Source organism: Bradyrhizobium campsiandrae, assembly GCF_014529705.1.
In the GTDB taxonomy this organism is placed as follows: Bacteria; Pseudomonadota; Alphaproteobacteria; order Rhizobiales; family Xanthobacteraceae; genus Bradyrhizobium; species Bradyrhizobium campsiandrae.
The window spans coordinates 93,783-110,804 of the sequence record NZ_JAANIH010000027.1; the positions used below are offsets into that span (position 1 = coordinate 93,783).

The following is a 17,022-nucleotide window of genomic DNA, read 5'->3' on the forward strand; positions in this document are numbered from 1 at the left end:
CCGGTAAGTAACATGCCCCCATCCTCGATTCAACCTGCCTCCGTTCAATCCATCGCCGTCTCCCGGCGGCCGTTCGGCCAACGCTACGCCTTCGTGGTCGTTGCCGTGATCTTCCTGGCGCTGCTCGCCTCCGCCGGCCTGCGCGCGACACCGGGCGTGCTGATGCTGCCGCTGCAGAAAGCCTTCGGCTGGGACGTCAGCGTGATCTCGTCCTCGGCCGCAATCGGCATCTTTCTTTACGGCCTCGCCGGTCCCTTCGCCGCGGCGGTGATGCAGCGTTTCGGCATCCGCCGCACCGTGCTCGGCGCCTTGATGCTGATGTCGGTCTCGACGGCCATCAGCTATTTCATGACCGCGCCGTGGCAATTGTTCATGAGCTGGGGACTGCTCTCCGGCATCGGCTCGGGCGCGGTCGCCAATGTGCTCGGCGCCACCATCGTCAATCGCTGGTTCACCACCAATCGCGGCCTCGTCATGGGACTTTTGACCGCGAGCACCGCGACCGGCACGCTGATCTTCATGCCGGGCCTCGCATCGCTGGCGGAATATGGCGGCTGGAAGCCGGTGGTGCTGACGGTCGCCGCGTGCTGCGCGGCACTGATTCCGCTGGTGTATTTTCTGGTGCCGGAGCGCCCCTCAGCGATCGGTCTGCGTTCCTATGGCAGCCCGCATGAGGATCAACCGGCCGCGCCGGCGCTGGGAAACCCGTTCGTCGCGGCGATCGGCAACCTCGTCCGCGCGGCGAAGACGCAAGCCTTCTGGTTCCTGTTCGCGACCTTCTTCATCTGCGGCTTCACCACCAACGGCCTCGTCGGCACCCATCTGATCGCGTTCTGCGGCGACCACGGCATCTTCGAGGTGCAGGCCGCAAGCCTCTTGGCGCTGATGGGGTTCTTCGACCTGTTCGGCACCACGCTGTCGGGCTGGCTCACCGACCGCTTCGATCCGCGCAAGCTGCTGTTCTTCTATTACGGCCTGCGCGGGCTGTCGCTGATCTACCTGCCCTATTCGGACTTCTCCTTGGTCAGCCTGTCGGTGTTCGCCGTGTTCTACGGTCTCGACTGGATCGCCACCGTGCCGCCGACGGTGCGCATCGCCAACGAGGCCTTCGGCGACAAGAACGCGCCGCTGATCTTCGGCTGGGTGGTCGCCGGCCATCAACTCGGCGCGGCCTGCGCCGCATTCTTCGCCGGCTTCATGCGCTCGTCGCAGGGCGATTATCTGCAGGCTTTCATGATCGCCGGCGCAACCGGCATCGTGGCGGCGGTGCTGTCGCTGATGATCGGCCGGCGGCCGGTGCAGCCGCAGCTGGCTGCGGCGTGAGCACGGGCCATCCCTTCGCATCAAACGCCGCGACCTCCCGTCATTCGACCGGAGGTCGCGGTTGACTTCAGCCACTACCCTGCCGATGATGCCGCGGGGACATTGGAATATCAGGGGCTGGAATGCGTGGTGCCGTGCTGGGGATTTTTGTCGTCGCTGTGTTACTTTCCGGGTGTGCATCTGGTCCAACAGGCAACGTCGCCCTGACTGACAACGTCAAGCCGGGTGGCTCACGGCTTATCATCTATCGGTCGTCGTCGCTGGGATTTGCCATTATGCCCAACTACGCCATCGACGGGCGTGTGATTGGCGGCAGTCAGGCCGCTGGCTTCCTGTCGTGCGATCTGCCTCCGGGCCCTCATGAGGTCGCGGTCAACAATCTGCCGCTGAGCAGCACTCTGTTCGGACAGGGAAGCGAGAAGGTGAGCGTCGATCTGCGTCCCGGCACCACGACCTACCTCGCCGCCCAGCCGCAGATGGGAATCATAACACCCGGCGCGATCACGCTGATCCAGGTCACTGACAGCCAGGGCCGATCAGACGTCGCCGGTCTGCATCAAAACAATGTCTCGTGCGGCGCCTGAGCGGAATCACTCCGCCGTCGCAGTGCGGATGAACCGTCTCGTCTTGAACATCATCCTTCGCCTCGGTCGCTATGCCGTGCTTCCGGTCGTCGCGCTGGCATTCGTGATTCTCGCGATCTGGTTGCTGGCCATGGATCGCTACACGATCGCCGTGCTGGCCACGGCGCCCATCGTCTTCTCGATGGTTCTGGGCGCATTGGCGCTCGCGATAGGTCTGCTACTACTGCCCTCGCGCAAGCATCGGGATTTCGAGGCCGACGAGGAGACTGCGCCGGGCCTTTGGGCGATTTGGAAAGAGCTCGATCCAAGCTTCGTCCGGTCGCGCCGCACCCTGTTGATCGATACCAGATTCAACGCCTCGATCGGCGAAGTGAGCCGATATGCCGGGCTGTTCGGGCAACACGTCACCATGACCGTCGGCTTGCCGATGCTGATTGTGCTGGACGAGCCTGCGGTTCGCGCTATTATTGCCCATGAGGTGGCACATGCCGAGCTTCGGCATACCTCGGGAGCCGTCAACCTCGCGGATTTCATCGCGGCTTCAGAGAACGTCTTCCTCTACGCCAATCCGGAGAGGACAATCACCGGGCGCATCCTGCGGGTGCTGCTCCATTCCATGCTTGAACGGCTGGAACGGGAATATCGCGCGCTGTCGCGGGAGAACGAGCTTCATGCCGATCTTGGCTCGGCCGCGCGGGTTGGACGCACTGAGGCGGCGCGTGCCCTGGTGCTAATGGAAGCCTGCGGAACACGCCTCACCGATCTCGTGTACTCTCCCCTGGAGAAGGAGGTGCTCGGTGCCATCAATGCACCGCGCCCGCCCTTTGAGCGCATCTTCAAGCAACTTGCGGACATCTGGGCGCCGGAGCCAATCGCTGCCGCCGCTAAAGCTGGCCTGACGGGTGAGCACGAACCCGACTCGACGCATCCGCCCTTCGCCAAGCGGCTCGCCAATCTCGGCTATGACGAGATTCCCGAGATCGACGAAATCAGCACATCCGCTATCGACCAATTGCTGTCGCGGGATGCGGCAAGAGACATTGCCACGCTTTTCGACGCCGAATGGACCAAGACGGCTCAGGCTTGGGTTACGATCGGCCGGTGAACCGCGGCGACAGGTGCCGATCGGCGATTGATTCCGTGTGATCGCCGGCCAGCGGCCCGTGCAGCCGCAGCGTGACTGGCGGGGGATCTGCCGATCCGCACCACGGGAGTTTCGCGTCTTGCCAATATCTCAAAAATAAGATATTGATGTGCCGTGGCGAGTTGACATTCTCAACGAAACCGTAGTCGCGGAGATAGCTGCCCTGCCGGCCGACATGCAGGCGCGCTTTCTGCGACTTGCGGAGCGCATTGTCTCGACCGGTCTGGAAAGACTGGGCGAACCTCACGTCAAGCACCTTGAAGGAAAGCTATGGGAGCTGCGACTGACAGGGCGCGACGGAATCGCTCGCGCCCTCTACGTCACGGCAATCGGTCGGAGAGTTGTCGTCGTGCGCGCTTTTGTGAAGAAGACGCAGAAGACCCCGCGCGCCGAGATCGAACTTGCTCTACGGAGAGCAAATGAGATCACATGACGATGGCGTTCGAATGTCGACCTTGTCCTGCGCAATTGTGCGCAATTGATGAAGAGAGCCCTATGACAATTCCATTCGACAAGCTCAAGGCTCGCCTTCTGGCCAACCCGAAGGTCAAGGCCGAGTACGAGGCGCTCGCTCCTGAATTCGAGATCGCCGCTGAGTTGCTGAGGGCGCGCTTGCGGGCTGGGTTCTCGCAGTCCGAGTTGGCCGCGCGAATGGGCACCAGCCAGTCGACGATCGCCCGGCTTGAAAGCGGTCAAACGCTACCGAGCACAAAAACACTTTTGCGCTATGCCGAGGCAACCGGCAGCAAATTCCGGGTCCGACTCTCGGCGGCTTGATGCCGCCCCTCGGATCGACCGGAGCGCCAATGATTTGAAGATTGATTCCGTTAAGGAATTTGAAATATTGTGGTGACGAAGCGGGCCATGTGAAGGCTCGGTCCGGAGCCTGAGAGTTCGCGTTGCGTCCAGCTCCACCTCAATCAACCCTGACAATCTGTGGCGGCCCGGCGGATGAGCGATTCCCTTCTTGCAACGGTCGGTGACCATTTCTTCCTCGGGCTGCGGCCGACCAGCGTCCTCGACGATCGCGACCGCGCGCTGCTGCGCGATCTCCGGCCCGCCGGCGTCATCCTCTACAAGAGCAATTTCCGCCACGATCTGCCGTATCGGGACTGGCTGTCTGTTCACCGCGACCTGATCGCCGCGATTCGCGATGCCTCGCAGCGCGACAGGCAGTTCATCGCCATCGATCATGAGGGCGGGCGGGTGTGCCGCACACCGGCGCCGATCACGCGCTTCTCCTATGCGGCGCGCTGGGCCGGCACCGCGGAGCAGGTCGGCGACGCCATGGGCACCGAGCTCGCCTCGCTTGGCTGCAATCTGAATTTTGCGCCTGATCTCGACATTCACTCCAACCCCGCCAACCCTGTCATCGGCGAGCGCGCCTTCGGCCGCACCGCCGACGAGGTCATCCAGTCGATGCTGCCCTTCACCAAGGCGATGGAACGCCGCGGCGTGCGCGCCTGCGGCAAGCATTTCCCCGGGCATGGCGACACGCAGGTGGATTCCCATCACGAATTGCCGGTACTCGATCTCGACCTCGAGCAGATCAAGGCACGCGAGCTGAAGCCGTTTGCCGCGGCCATCGCCGGCGGCATCGGGATGATGATGACGTCGCACATCCTTTACCGGAAGCTCGATCCCAACGATCCCGTGACGCTGTCGCGCGCGATCACGCAAGGGCTGCTCCGCGAGGCGATGAGGTTCGACGGCGTGATCGTGTCCGACGACGTCGGCATGCGCGCGATGGCGGGCCGGTTGGATGCGCCCGATTCCGGCGCGCGCTTCATGGCCGCCGGCAACGACATGCTGATGATCTGCTCGCATCTGACCGACACCGAGCGCGCCCGCGTCCTGGCGCAGTCGATCATCAACGGCGTCGAAACCGGCAGGCTCGACCCGGCGCTGCTGGCGGCTTCAGCCAAGCGGGTCCGCGCGATGCTCGAGGCTACCGCCCAAAACGAGGTCACGGAGCTGCCGGATGAGGTGCTCGCCCGCCACCGCGGCGCCGGCGCCCAGTTCGAGGCGGCGACCGTCGAAGTCGTTTAAGGACGCAACAAGGCCCGCCCCGGCGCAAAATCCATCAGCGAAACCAGACGGTCATCAACGCCGGCGACGTTGATCTGGATGTGCTACACGTGCTAGTGTTACACATGGTAGCGGGTAGACCCTCGCCGCCGTCAACGCCCGGTTGCCTCTCCATACCGAGTGGTCCAATCTCGGAACAGCTGTCTCCGGCATGAAGGCGGCCGGCTGAGATGATGGGTTCGAACGTGAAACGCGCAGCAAAACTCCTCATCGGCGCGCTGGTCGTGTTGCCGGCAGGCTATGCCGCCTATCATTTCAGAGATGACATCAAGGGCCTCAAGCTCCCTTTCCCGCTGCCCTTCATGCAGGCGGCAGACGCCGAGCAAGGCCCCGCCGCCGCGCCTCCGCCACGGCCGCCGGTCGCGGTGAAAGTCGCCGCCGCGAAGGCGGAGGACGTCCCGATCTATCTGACCGGCATCGGCACCATCCAGGCCTCCAACACCGTCAACGTGCAGAGCCGGGTCGATGGCGAGATCGTCCAGATCCTTTTCCAGGAGGGGCAGGACGTCAAACAGGGCGACATCCTCGCGGTGATCGATCCGCGCCCGTTCCAGGCCCAGCTCGACCAGCAGATCGCGGTGCGGCAGAAGGACCAAGCGCTGCTCGACGGCGCCCAGATCGACATGGAGCGCTATGACGCGCTGATCCAGAAGGCCGCCGCGATCTCCCGGCAGGTGGTGGACCAGCAGCATGCGCTGGTCGAGCAATACAAGGCGCAGGTCCGCAACGACGATGCGCAGATCGAATACGCCCGCACGCAGCTCGGTTTCACCAACATCCGCGCGCCGATCAGCGGCCGGCTCGGCATCCGCCAGGTCGACCAGGGCAATTACGTGCGCGCGGTGTCGCCGACGACCATCGTCACCGTGACGCAATTGCAGCCGATCTCGGTCATCTACACGCTCGCCGCGGTCGCGGTCGGCCAGACCCGGCTCAGCCTCGGCCAGACCGATGCGCCGGTGGTCGCGCTCACCGCCGACAACAGCACCGAGCTCGACAAGGGCACGATCACGCTGGTCGACAACCAGGTCGACCAGGCCAGCGGCACCATCAAGCTGAAGGCGACCTTTCCCAACAAGGCGCTGAAGCTCTGGCCGGGCAATTTCGCCAACGGACGGATCACGGTGGACACGCGCAAGAACGCCATCACCGCGCCGGCGGTCGCCGTACGGCACGGGCCGCGCGGCGATTTCGTCTGGGTCGCGAAGGCGGACGACACCGCGGCGTTCCGACCCGTCACGGTCGGGCAGATCTTCGACGGGCGCGCGCTGATCGACAAGGGTCTCGCCCGGGGCGAGCGCGTCGTCACCGACGGCTATTACCGGCTCGAGAACGGCGCCCGCATCGCGATCGAGGGCCAGACGCCGACCGCCAAGGCGCAGCCCGCCCCTCAGACGCGCCCCGAGCCGCGCGTCGACTAAAGGCTCGCCATGTCCGCGCCCTTCATCATCAGGCCGATCGCGACGACGCTGATGATCGTCGCGGTCGTGCTGCTGGGCATGCTCGGCTATCGTGAACTTCCCATCGCGCCGCTGCCGAACGTCGACTTCCCCACCATCCAGGTGGTGACGGGCTATCCCGGCGCCTCAGCGACCGTGGTCGCAACGTCGATCACCGCGCCGCTGGAGCATTATTTCGGCACGATCTCCGGGCTGACGGATATGAGCTCGACCAGCTCGTACGGCTACAGCCAGATCACGCTGCAATTCGACCTGTCGCGCAAGATCGACGCCGCCGCGCAGGACGTGCAGGCGCGGATCAATGCGGCGGCCGGCTGGATTCCGGTCGAGCAGCTGCCGAGCCCGCCCACCTATCGCATGGTCAATCCGGCCGACACGCCGGTGCTGATCCTGGCTCTGACCTCCAAGACCATGGCGCTGCACGAGGCCAATGATCATGCCGCGACCATCCTGGTGCCGAAGCTGTCGCAGATCCCGGGCGTCGGCGCCGTCAGCATCGAGGGCGGACAGACCCGCGCCGTTCGCCTGCAGATGAACCCGACCCGGCTGGCCGGGCTCGGCCTGTCGCTCGACGACGTCCGCCGCGGCATCGCCGCCACCACCGCAGACAATCCCAAGGGTTCGCTCGACGGTCCGAGGCAGGCGTTTCACGTCGACACCAATGACCAGCTGTTCACCGCGGAGGCCTACCAGGACGCGGTGATCGCCTATCGCAACGGCGCGCCGGTGCTGCTGCGCGATGTCGGCACGGCCATCGACGGCGTCGAGGATGCCGAGCAGGCCGCCTGGTTCCAGGGCGAGCGCGCCGTGCTCTTGGACATCCAGCGCCAGCCCGGCGCCAACACGATCGAGGTGGTGGATGCCATCAAGAGCATCCTGCCGAAGCTGCAGGATTCGCTGCCCGCGGCGCTGAAGATCTCCGTCGTCAGCGACCGCACCACGACAATCCGGGCGGCGATCCACGACGTGCAGTTCACGCTGGTGCTGACGGTGGCGCTGGTCGTGCTCGTGATCTTCATCTTCCTGCGCAAGCTGTGGGCCACCGTGATCCCCAGCGTCACGCTGCCGGTGTCGCTGATCGCGACCTTCGGAATCATGGCGCTGTGCGGCTTCAGCCTCGACAATCTCTCGCTGATGGCGCTGACGATTGCGTCGGGTTTCGTCGTCGACGACGCCATCGTGATGATCGAGAACATCGCGCGCTATGTCGAGGACGGCGAGGACCCGCTTCAAGCGGCGCTGAAGGGCGCCCGGCAGATCGGCTTCACCATCGTCTCGCTGACGGTGTCGCTGATCGCCGTGTTCATCCCGCTGCTGCTGATGGGCGGCGTGGTCGGCCGGCTGTTCCGTGAATTCGCCATCACGCTGTCCATCGCCGTCGTGATTTCCGGGCTGGTCTCGCTGACGTTGACCCCGATGATGTGCGCGCAGCTGCTGCGGCACGAGGATCCCGATGCGCGGCACGGCTTTCTGTACCGCCTCAGCGAGCGCGGCTTCGATGCCTCCGCCAGCTTCTACGTGTGGGGCCTCGACTGGGTGCTGCGACACCGCAACCTCACGCTGGCGTTCACCGTCCTCACCCTGGTTGCCACGGGAATGCTGTATGTCGCGATCCCCAAGGGCTTTCTGCCGCTGCAGGACACCGGCCTCTTGATCGGCACCACGGACGCGGCCCAGGACATCTCCTTTGCGGCAATGGCCGAGCGGCAGCAGCGGCTTGCAGCGGTGATCGCCGGGGATCCTGACGTCGTCACCGTCGGCAGCTTCGTCGGCATCGGCTCGGTCAACACCACGCTGAACAGCGGCCGGCTCTATATCGACATTGGCAGCCCCGATGCACGGAAATCGTCCGCGGCGGCCGTGATGGCGCGGCTGCAACATGCGGTCGAGGGCGTTCATGGCATCACGCTGCATCTGCAGCCGGCGCAGGATCTGCAGATCGAAACGCGCGTCTCGCGCACGCAATATCAATATGCGCTGCAGGATCTCGACGAGGACGAGCTTCGGCTCTGGAGCCGGCGCCTGGTCGAAGGCTTGCGAAAACGGCCTGCGCTTGCCGACGTCGCCGACGACCGTCAGGACGAGGGCCTGCAGATGTCCGTGACCATCGACCGCCAGCTCGCGGCGAGCTACGGCATCAGCCTGAACACGATCGACCAGACGCTGTACGACGCCTTCGGGCAGCGCCAGATCGCAACCGTGTTCGGTCCCCTCACCCAATATCACGTCATCCTCGAGGTCGATCCGGCCTTGCGCAACGATCCCGACATCCTGGGCAAGATCTACCTCACCGCCGCCGCGGCCCAGGCCAGCACGATCGATCAGCAGACCGGCGGCTTCAGCGGCGCCTTCAGCAAGGCTTCGGCGCCGGTGCCGCTGTCGGCCTTCGCGCGGATCGAGCGGCAGCACGCGCCGCTCTTGATCTCGCATCAGGGCCTGTTTCCCGCCACGACGATCTCGTTCAACCTCGCCGACGGCGTGTCGCTGAGCCATGCGACCGAGGCGCTGCGCCAGACCGAGCGCGAGATCGGCCTGCCCGATGCCGTCACGACCAAGCTGATCGGCACCGCCGCCGAGTTCGCCAATTCGCTCAGCGATGAAAAATGGCTGCTGCTGGCCGCGATCGTCACGGTCTACCTGATCCTCGGCATGCTCTATGAGAGCTACATCCACCCGATCACGATCCTGTCGACATTGCCGTCGGCCGGCATCGGCGCGCTGCTGGCGCTGATGCTGTACCGGCAGGATCTCAACCTGATCTCGCTGATCGGCATCATCCTGTTGATCGGCATCGTCAAGAAGAACGCCATCATGATGGTGGACTTTGCGCTCGCCGCCGAACGCGAGGAGGGCGCGACCTCGTTCGACGCCATCAGGCAGGCCTGCATCCTGCGCTTCCGCCCGATCATGATGACGACGATGGCGGCGCTGTTCGGCGCGCTGCCGCTGGCGATCGGCGCAGGCACCGGTTCCGAGCTGCGCCAGCCGCTCGGCATTTCCATCGTCGGCGGACTGATCGTCTCCCAGGTCCTGACGCTCTACACCACCCCCGTCGTCTATCTGGCCTTCGCCTCGCTGCGCACTCGCTTCGGGCGGCGGTCCGCATCTCCCGGCGATGTGGCGACGCTGCCCCAGGCCGAGCGGCCGGCGCCGTGAGCGTCACCGCGCAATTCGTACTGCGGCCGGTGGCGACGACGCTGCTGATGATCGGCGTGTTCCTGCTCGGCTGCGTCGCTTATTTCCGTCTGCCGATCGCTTCGGTGCCGGCGGTGGAGCGTCCGACGATCGGCATCTACGCGCCGTTCCCCGGCGCAAGCCCGGCAACGGTCGCGAACGCACTGTCGCAGCCGCTCGAGACCACGCTGGCGCTGATCCCCGGGGTGACCGAAATCACCTCGTTCAGCGCCATGGGCGGCACCAGCATCACGGTGCAGTTCGAGCTCTCCGTCGATCTCGATGCCGCCGCCGGCGCGGTGCAGGCCGCCATCAACTCGGCAGGGCCGAACCTGCCGAAGGGGCCGTGGCCACCGACCTATTGGAAGGCGAACCCCGCCGGCGCCGCGGTCATCGCGCTCGCACTCACCAGCGACGTGTTCACCTCAGGCGAGGTCTACAGTCTTGCCGACGGGGTGATCTCGCCAAAACTGTCGGAGCTTCCGGGCGTCGCGCGGATCAACGTCACCGGCGCCGAACGGAGCGCAGTGCGCATCCAGGTGTCGCCGGCCCGGCTCGCGGCCATGAACCTGTCGCTGGAAGCGGCGCGCGTCGCCGTCCTCAATGCTTCGCAGAACCTGCCGAAGGGTGCAATCTCGGTCGACGGCCAGCGCCTGACCATCGAGGCCAACGATCAGCTGCTCCAGGCGGTCGACTATCGCGACATCGTGCTGGCCTGGCGCAACGGCGCCCCTGTCAAGCTCGGCGATGTCGCATCCGTGACCGATAGCGTCATCAACAACCGCCTCGCCGGCTGGTACGGCACCGAGCGCGGCGTCGTCCTGTTCGTCTACAAGCAGTCGGACGCCAACATCGTCGAGACGGTCGATTCAATCAAGGCCGAGCTGCCGGAAATTGAGCGCTGGCTGCCGCCCGGCATCAAGCTGCACACGATCTACGACCGCACCACGCTGATCCGCGCCGCCGTGAACGACGTCAAGCTCACGCTCATCATCGCATCGGCGCTGGTCGTGCTGGTCATTGCGTTGTTCCTCCGGCACTTCTGGGCGACGGTGATTCCGAGCGTCACGATCCCGGTCTCGCTGGCCGCCACCCTGTTCGTGATGAGCCTGTGCGGCTTCAGCCTCGACAATCTGTCGCTGATGGCGCTGACCATCGCCGCCGGCTTCGTCGTGGACGATGCCATTGTCATGATCGAAAACATCATCCGGCGCATGTCCGAAGGCGAGCCGGCGCTGCAGGCTGCGATCAACGGCAGCAGGCAGATGGCGTTCACGGTCGTCGCCATCACCGTATCCCTGATCGCGGCGCTGATCCCGATCCTGTTCATGCCCGACGTCGTCGGCCGCTATTTCCGCGAATTCGGCGTGACGCTGGTGGTCGCCATCGTGTCGTCTGCGGCGATCTCGCTGACGCTGACGCCGATGATGTGCGGACATCTGCTCGATCGCGGCCGCCAGCGCCTGCACAACCCCGATGCGGATCCGGGCCGCCGTACCTTCTATGCCCGCAGCCTCGACTGGACGCTGCGCCACCGTCTCCTCACCGCCGTGATGATCGCTGCTCTGACGGGGGCGAGCGTCTGGCTCTATCTGCAACTGCCGAAGGGTTTCATGCCGACCCAGGACACCGGCGTGATGTTTGTGCGGACCGTTGCTCCCTCGAACATCTCGTTCCTGTCCATGGAGGACCGGCAGCGCGCCGTCGGCGCAGCGATCCTCGAGGACCCCGCGATATCAGGCCTGACGTCCTATATCGGCGAGGGCAATGGCAACGCACTCAGCGTCGGGCAGATGCTGGTCGCGCTGAAGCCGCCCGAGATCCGCAAGCAGTCCATCCAGCAGGTGATCACGCGCCTGCGCGAGCGCATGAACCAGATTGACGGCGTCCGGGTGTTCTTCGTGCCGCTGCAGGATCTCAATCTCGGCGTCCAGTCCGGCGGGTCGCGTTTTCAGTATACGATGTGGGGCATCGACGAAGAGGCGGTGATACGCGCCGCGGAAAACATGATCCGCCGCGTCCGCGGCATCCCTGACATCATCGACGTCATCGCGAGCTGGGAGACCGGCGGCCTGCAGGCGGGCCTCACCATCGACCGTGTTCGCGCCGCGATGCTCGGCGTGACGCCCGTGGCGGTCGACAACACGCTCAACGACGCCTTCGGCCAGCGCCAGGTCAATCTGTTGTTCTTTCCGACCAATTATTCGCGCGTGATCTTCGAGGTCGAGCCGGAGGCGGCAACCGGCCCCGACTCCATGAGCCAGATCTACGTGCCGAGCGCCAGCGGCAAAGCGGTGCCGCTGACGGCCTTGACCAAGCCGCAGCGCGCCCACGCCGCGATGTGGGTGCGTCACAGCGCCCAGTTTCCGGCCGCGACGATTTTCTTCGACATCAAGCCCGGCACCTCGATCGCCGACGCCATCTCCTCGATCCGGAAGCAGGAGGCCGAAGCCAAGCTGCCCGACGACATCAAGGCGGAATTCCGCGGCGAAGCCAAGGAAGCCGACAAATCGATCGTCAAGCAGGCGGCGCTGTTCGCAGCCGCCCTGATCGCGATCTACATCGCGCTCGGCATGCTCTACGAGAGCTACGTCCATCCGCTGACCATTCTCTCGACCCTGCCGCCGACCGCGTTCGGCGCGCTGGTCGCGCTGTGGGCGACCAAGACGCAGTTCACGCTGGTGACCACGATTGCCTGCATCCTCCTGGTCGGCATGGTGATGAAGAACGCCATCATGATGGTCGACTATGCGCTCGATGCCGAGCGGAATCGCGGCCTCGAAGCCCGCGAGGCCATCCTGCTCGCGGCACGGCTGCGGGCGCGGCCAATCACCATGACGATGCTGGCCGCCTTCCTGAGCGCAGTCCCCATCGCCTTCGGCACCGGCCCGGGTTTCGAGATCCGCCAGCCGCTCGGCATCACCGTCATGGGCGGCCTCGTCGTCGCGCAGCTGTTCACGCTCTACTCGACGCCGGCGATGTATCTGATCCTGGACAGGTTGCGACGGCGGAAGAAGGGGGCGGCGCGTTTTGCTTCGCCCCTCCCGCTTGCGGGAGAGGCCGACGCGCTGCCAGAGCGCGGCTTGTGAGGGCTCTCTCTACGCCGATGCCGCTGCCATCTCCTATCGCCCGGAGCGCAGGTAGATCCAATCGTCATCATCGCCGGCTGCCGCGATACGGGGCAATGACGGCAAGTCAGACTGCTCGGGATCTTCGGTGCTCTCCGGGACCAAGCGATCGCTCTCGCTGTCGAAAATGCACAGCACGCCTGTCGCGGTCCTTGCATTTTCGCGACCGCCGGCGTCCCGCGGCTTGCTCCGCTTGACCATGGCCGGCAACAGGATGCCGCCGGCGAACAGCGCCTGCAGCACGTCCGACCGCCGCGGTTGATCGCCCATCATGATGGCGATCTGATCGGCGGACGCCGCCTGTGTCGACGCAATCCGGATCGCGGAAGTTCTGGCTGCGTTGGCGTTCGGCAGAGACGCGCCATCCGCCGCGGCGCGCGTTACCGCGACGCCGGTGCCGGCGGCCGAACCCATTTGATCCGCTTCCGCGGCCGCCAGGACGATCGGCTGCTGGACCTCCTCGCCATGTTCGATGACCGTTCGCGGCACTGCCTTGGCGTCGAGCGCGGACAGCTTGATCGTGGACCGAACCAGAGCGGCGGTGCGGCCGTCTCCGATCGCGAACAGGATGGTCAGCGACTTCGGCTTGGCGGTCCCGAAGTCGATGGTCACCATGCCCGTCGCAGCATTGTACGACATGGTGCCGCCGCTGACCTGCAGAACGCCTTGCAGGCTCAGCGGGCGCCCGTCCGGCTGCCAGGCATTTCCGAGCAGTTCGGCCGCGGATATCGTGACAATCTGCGCCGCCGGTTTGGTGATGACCTCGGGCACGCCGACGACGGCGCTCGGCACGACCGCCGCGGTCACGTTCACCGTCACGACGGCGGTCGAGGCTAGATTTCCGGACCCGATCGTGTAGGTGAAGCTGGCCTTCCCGGTGAAGCCCGGGTTCGGCGTGAACTGGATGATGCCGTTGACCTGGTCGAACACGACGCTGCCATTGACCGGGCTTCCGACGGCCGAGACCGCGCCGATCGGCAAGGTCAGCGAACCACCGTCGTTGGCCGTGAGTGCGGCGACGGGAATGGAGATCGTCTGGTTCTTGGACGTGGTGACCGTATCGGCCACGGCCTTGGGATAGGCATTGACCGTCGCCGTGCCCGACGTCGTCGAGACGCCATCGCTCACCAGGTAGGAGAACGAATCCACGCCGGCCGTGGTCGACGGGGTGAAGACGACGACCTGGTGGTCGAAGTCCACGCTGATCGTGCCGCCATGCGGATTGAGGACATTGGCGATGTGAAGCGCGAGGCCGTCCGGGGACGACGCCGTGGCGAGCAGCGTGGCGAAGGAGATCTGGACCGGCTGCCCGGCCAGCGTGTCGAACGAGACCTGGCTGACCACCGGCGCGGAATGGCGCGGAGCAAGATCGATGGTCACGCGCGCGGTCATGGTGGTGAGACCATCGCTCGCCGAATAGGTAAGGCTCGCCAACCCGTTGGTGTCGTTGAAATCAGGCGTCGGCGTGAACGTGATGGTCTGCTTGACGGCGTCGAACACCGCCGAGCCGTTCAGGATGTCGGAGACGCCCGTCAGGGTCAGCTTCTGGTTCTTGGCCACGATGTCATTGGCGAACAGACGAGACGCCGTCAGCGTGATCGAGGTGTTTTCCGCACCGGCAATCGCATCATCGACCAGCTGGGACGCGGCGGACTTCTCCTCGATCAGGACATTGACGTGGGCCGCCGACGACAATTGCCCGTTGCTGACGGTGTAGTCGAAGCTCGCGTTTCCGGTGAAGCCGGTCGTCGGCGTGAAGGTGACCGTCTTGCCGTTGGTCGAGAGAGCGACGATGCCGCCGACGGGATTGGCGACGGAGGCAAGGCTCAGCGTCCCCTTGTTGGGGTCGCTGTCGTTGAGAAGCAGCGTCGAGGCGCTGATGACGAGCGGCTGGTTCTTGAATCCGACGAAGCTGTCGTTCACGGCGATCGGTGCCGAGGCGACCGGGCTGACGACCACGAAGGCGGTCGAACTGCCCGTCAGCGTGCCGTCGGTCATCGAATAGTTGAAATAAGCGCGCCCGACGAAATTCGGATTGGGCGTGAACAGGACGACGTTCTTCTGCAGATCGATCGCGTAGGTTCCACCGGAAGCGCCAGTCACATTGACGAAGCTCAGCGGCGCGTTGCCGAAGTCGACGTCATTGGCCAGCAGCGACGCGAACGGAATCTCGATCGATTGGTTTTCCTTGGTGGCGAAGCTGTCGATGACGCCGACGGGGGCCTGCGGCGGCGCCTTGATATTCAGCGTGACGTGAGCCGAAGCTGCGTGGACACCATCGGTGATCGCATAGTCGAAGCCGGCGACGCCGGCACCGGACGGCGTGAACTGGATTAGTCCATGCGAACTGTCGAAGGCGACGCTGCCGCCAACCGCGCCGGAGACGCCGGTGATGGTCGGTATGATGTGGTCGGCATCGGTGTCGTTGGCCAGCAGCGAGCTGACCGGCAGGACGATCTTGTCGCCGAGCTGATAGTTGTAGGTATCGCCATTGGCGACCGGCGCGTGGGCCGTTGCGACGGTCCCGAACCGGACGATCGCGGTCCCGAAGCTGTAGTGATTGCCGTCGGATGCACCGAACCGGAAGCTGCCGTCGCCGGTAAAGCCGGCGTTGGGCGTGAATGTCACCGTCCGGGCCAGCGGATCGAGCGCAACGGTCCCGTTCTTCGGCTGATCGGCCGAAGCGATGGTCAGCGTCACGTTGGTCGACTGGAACACGTTGGCCAGCAGGTCGTCGAACGAAACCGTGATCGCCTGCCCAACCGGCTGGCTGGGAAGTCGGACGGTCCCGGCAACCAGGGTCACCACCGACGGCGGCACGACGTTGATCGTGACGTGCGCCTGCGCGCTCGCGCTGCCGGAGGCATATTGCACCTGATAATCAAAGCCCGCCGTGCCGGCAAAACCCGCCTCGGCGACGAACGAGAGAATGTGCTTGGCACTGTCGTAGCTCACCGTCCCATGGCTGGGATTGAGCGTGTTGGTCAGCACGAGCAGGGTCGGGTCGCCCGTCGTATCGTTGCTGAGCAGCCGCGTCGCATCGATCGTCATCGAGCTCGCAATGGTGAACGTGTCGTCCTTGGCGAGGGGTGCAGGTGTCGATGCGGTCACCGCGATTGTGACCTTCGCCGCGGTCGACGTATCGTGTCCGCCATTGGCGGTGCCGCCGGTATCCACCACCTCGAAGCCGAAGCTCGCATAGGCCGCGCCGGAGCCCACGCCCGGCGTGTAGACCAGCTTGCCGGCGGCGATGTCGGCGGCCGCAATCGCTTGCGATGCGGTCACCGCCGTGCCGTTGAGGCTGAGGGTGCCCAGCGTCGGCAGGCTGGTGATCAGCACCGACTTCAGCGCATTCGCTGGGGTGTCGTTGGGATCAGAGAAGGCGAAGTCCGTGGTCTTGAAGATGTAGGCCGCGCCTTCATTGGTCGAGACCGTCACGTCTGAGGTAACAGGCGCGTGGTTGACCGCACCGACCGAGACGGTGACCGTGGCGGCCGCGGAGGTATCGTGTCCGCCATTGGCGGTGCCGCCGGTGTCCACCACCTCGAAGCCGAAGCTGGCATAGGCCGCGCCGGAGCCCACGCCCGGCGTGTAGACCAGCTTGCCGGCGGCGATGTCGGCCGCCGCGATGGCCTGCGATGCGGTCACCGCCGTGCCGTTGAGGCTGAGGGTGCCCAGCGTCGGCAGGCTGGTGATCAGCACCGACTTCAGCGCATTGGCCGGTGTGTCGTTGGGATCGGCGAAGGCAAAGTCCGCGGTCTTGAAGACGTAGGCCGCGCCCTCATTGGTCGACACCGTCACGTCTGAGGTAACAGGCGCGTGGTTGATCGCACCGACCGAGACGGTGACCGTCGCCGCGGTCGACGTATCGTGTCCGCCATTGGCGGTGCCGCCGGTATCCACCACCTCGAAGCCGAAGCTCGCATAGGCCGCGCCGGAGCCCACGCCCGGCGTGTAGACCAGCTTGCCGGCGGCGATGTCGGCCGCCGCAATCGCCTGCGATGCGGTCACCGCCGTGCCGTTGAGGCTGAGGGTGCCCAGCGTCGGCAGGCTGGTGATCAGCACCGACTTCAGCGCATTGGCCGGTGTGTCGTTGGGATCGGCGAAGGCAAAGTCCGCGG

Annotated in this window: 10 protein-coding genes; 9 read left to right on the forward strand and 1 reads right to left on the reverse strand. The window is 65.2% G+C overall.

Translation table 11 applies throughout. The features are described 5' to 3' along the window. Nucleotides 1-12: 12 nt before the first annotated feature. The 9 genes from G8O24_RS21055 to G8O24_RS21095 all read left to right on the forward strand — a co-directional run bounded on the left by G8O24_RS21055 (nt 13) and on the right by G8O24_RS21095 (nt 12,862). Nucleotides 13-1,323, forward strand: coding sequence for an MFS transporter (locus tag G8O24_RS21055; protein ID WP_188102626.1), 1,311 nt, complete (start codon nt 13-15; stop codon nt 1,321-1,323). Nucleotides 1,324-1,445: 122 nt separating this feature from the next. Beyond that, entirely contained in the window at nt 1,446-1,907 is a 462-nt protein-coding gene (locus G8O24_RS21060; protein WP_188102628.1) for a hypothetical protein, read from the forward strand. 28 nt (nt 1,908-1,935) lie between these two features. Then, the gene (locus G8O24_RS21065; RefSeq protein WP_188102630.1) at nt 1,936-3,012 is read left to right on the forward strand and encodes a M48 family metallopeptidase; all 1,077 of its coding nucleotides are present in this window, start codon (nt 1,936-1,938) and stop codon (nt 3,010-3,012) included. Nucleotides 3,013-3,160: 148 nt separating this feature from the next. Then, nucleotides 3,161-3,484, forward strand: coding sequence for a type II toxin-antitoxin system RelE/ParE family toxin (locus G8O24_RS21070; RefSeq protein WP_188102632.1), 324 nt, complete (start codon nt 3,161-3,163; stop codon nt 3,482-3,484). A gap of 62 nt (nt 3,485-3,546) precedes the next feature. Beyond that, nucleotides 3,547-3,828, forward strand: a complete 282-nt coding sequence (locus tag G8O24_RS21075; RefSeq protein WP_188102633.1) for a helix-turn-helix domain-containing protein — start codon at nt 3,547-3,549, stop codon at nt 3,826-3,828. Nucleotides 3,829-4,002: 174 nt separating this feature from the next. Beyond that, a complete protein-coding gene (locus tag G8O24_RS21080; protein WP_188102635.1) occupies nt 4,003-5,100 on the forward strand; it encodes a glycoside hydrolase family 3 N-terminal domain-containing protein in 1,098 nt (365 codons plus the stop codon). Nucleotides 5,101-5,324: 224 nt separating this feature from the next. After that, the gene (locus G8O24_RS21085) at nt 5,325-6,560 is read left to right on the forward strand and encodes an efflux RND transporter periplasmic adaptor subunit (protein ID WP_188149109.1); all 1,236 of its coding nucleotides are present in this window, start codon (nt 5,325-5,327) and stop codon (nt 6,558-6,560) included. A gap of 9 nt (nt 6,561-6,569) precedes the next feature. Beyond that, entirely contained in the window at nt 6,570-9,755 is a 3,186-nt protein-coding gene (locus tag G8O24_RS21090) for an efflux RND transporter permease subunit (RefSeq protein ID WP_188102639.1), read from the forward strand. Beyond that, nucleotides 9,752-12,862 carry an efflux RND transporter permease subunit gene (locus tag G8O24_RS21095; RefSeq protein WP_188102641.1) on the forward strand — a complete coding sequence of 1,037 codons (3,111 nt, stop codon included), beginning with the start codon at nt 9,752-9,754 and terminating at the stop codon, nt 12,860-12,862. The genes G8O24_RS21090 and G8O24_RS21095 overlap by 4 nt, the downstream gene beginning before the upstream one ends. 33 nt (nt 12,863-12,895) lie before the next feature. On the opposite strand, the gene G8O24_RS21100 is transcribed toward G8O24_RS21095, so the two are convergent. Then, nucleotides 12,896-17,022, reverse strand: a 4,127-nt coding sequence (locus G8O24_RS21100) for an Ig-like domain-containing protein (protein WP_188102642.1), incomplete at its 5' end; no start/stop codon positions are given.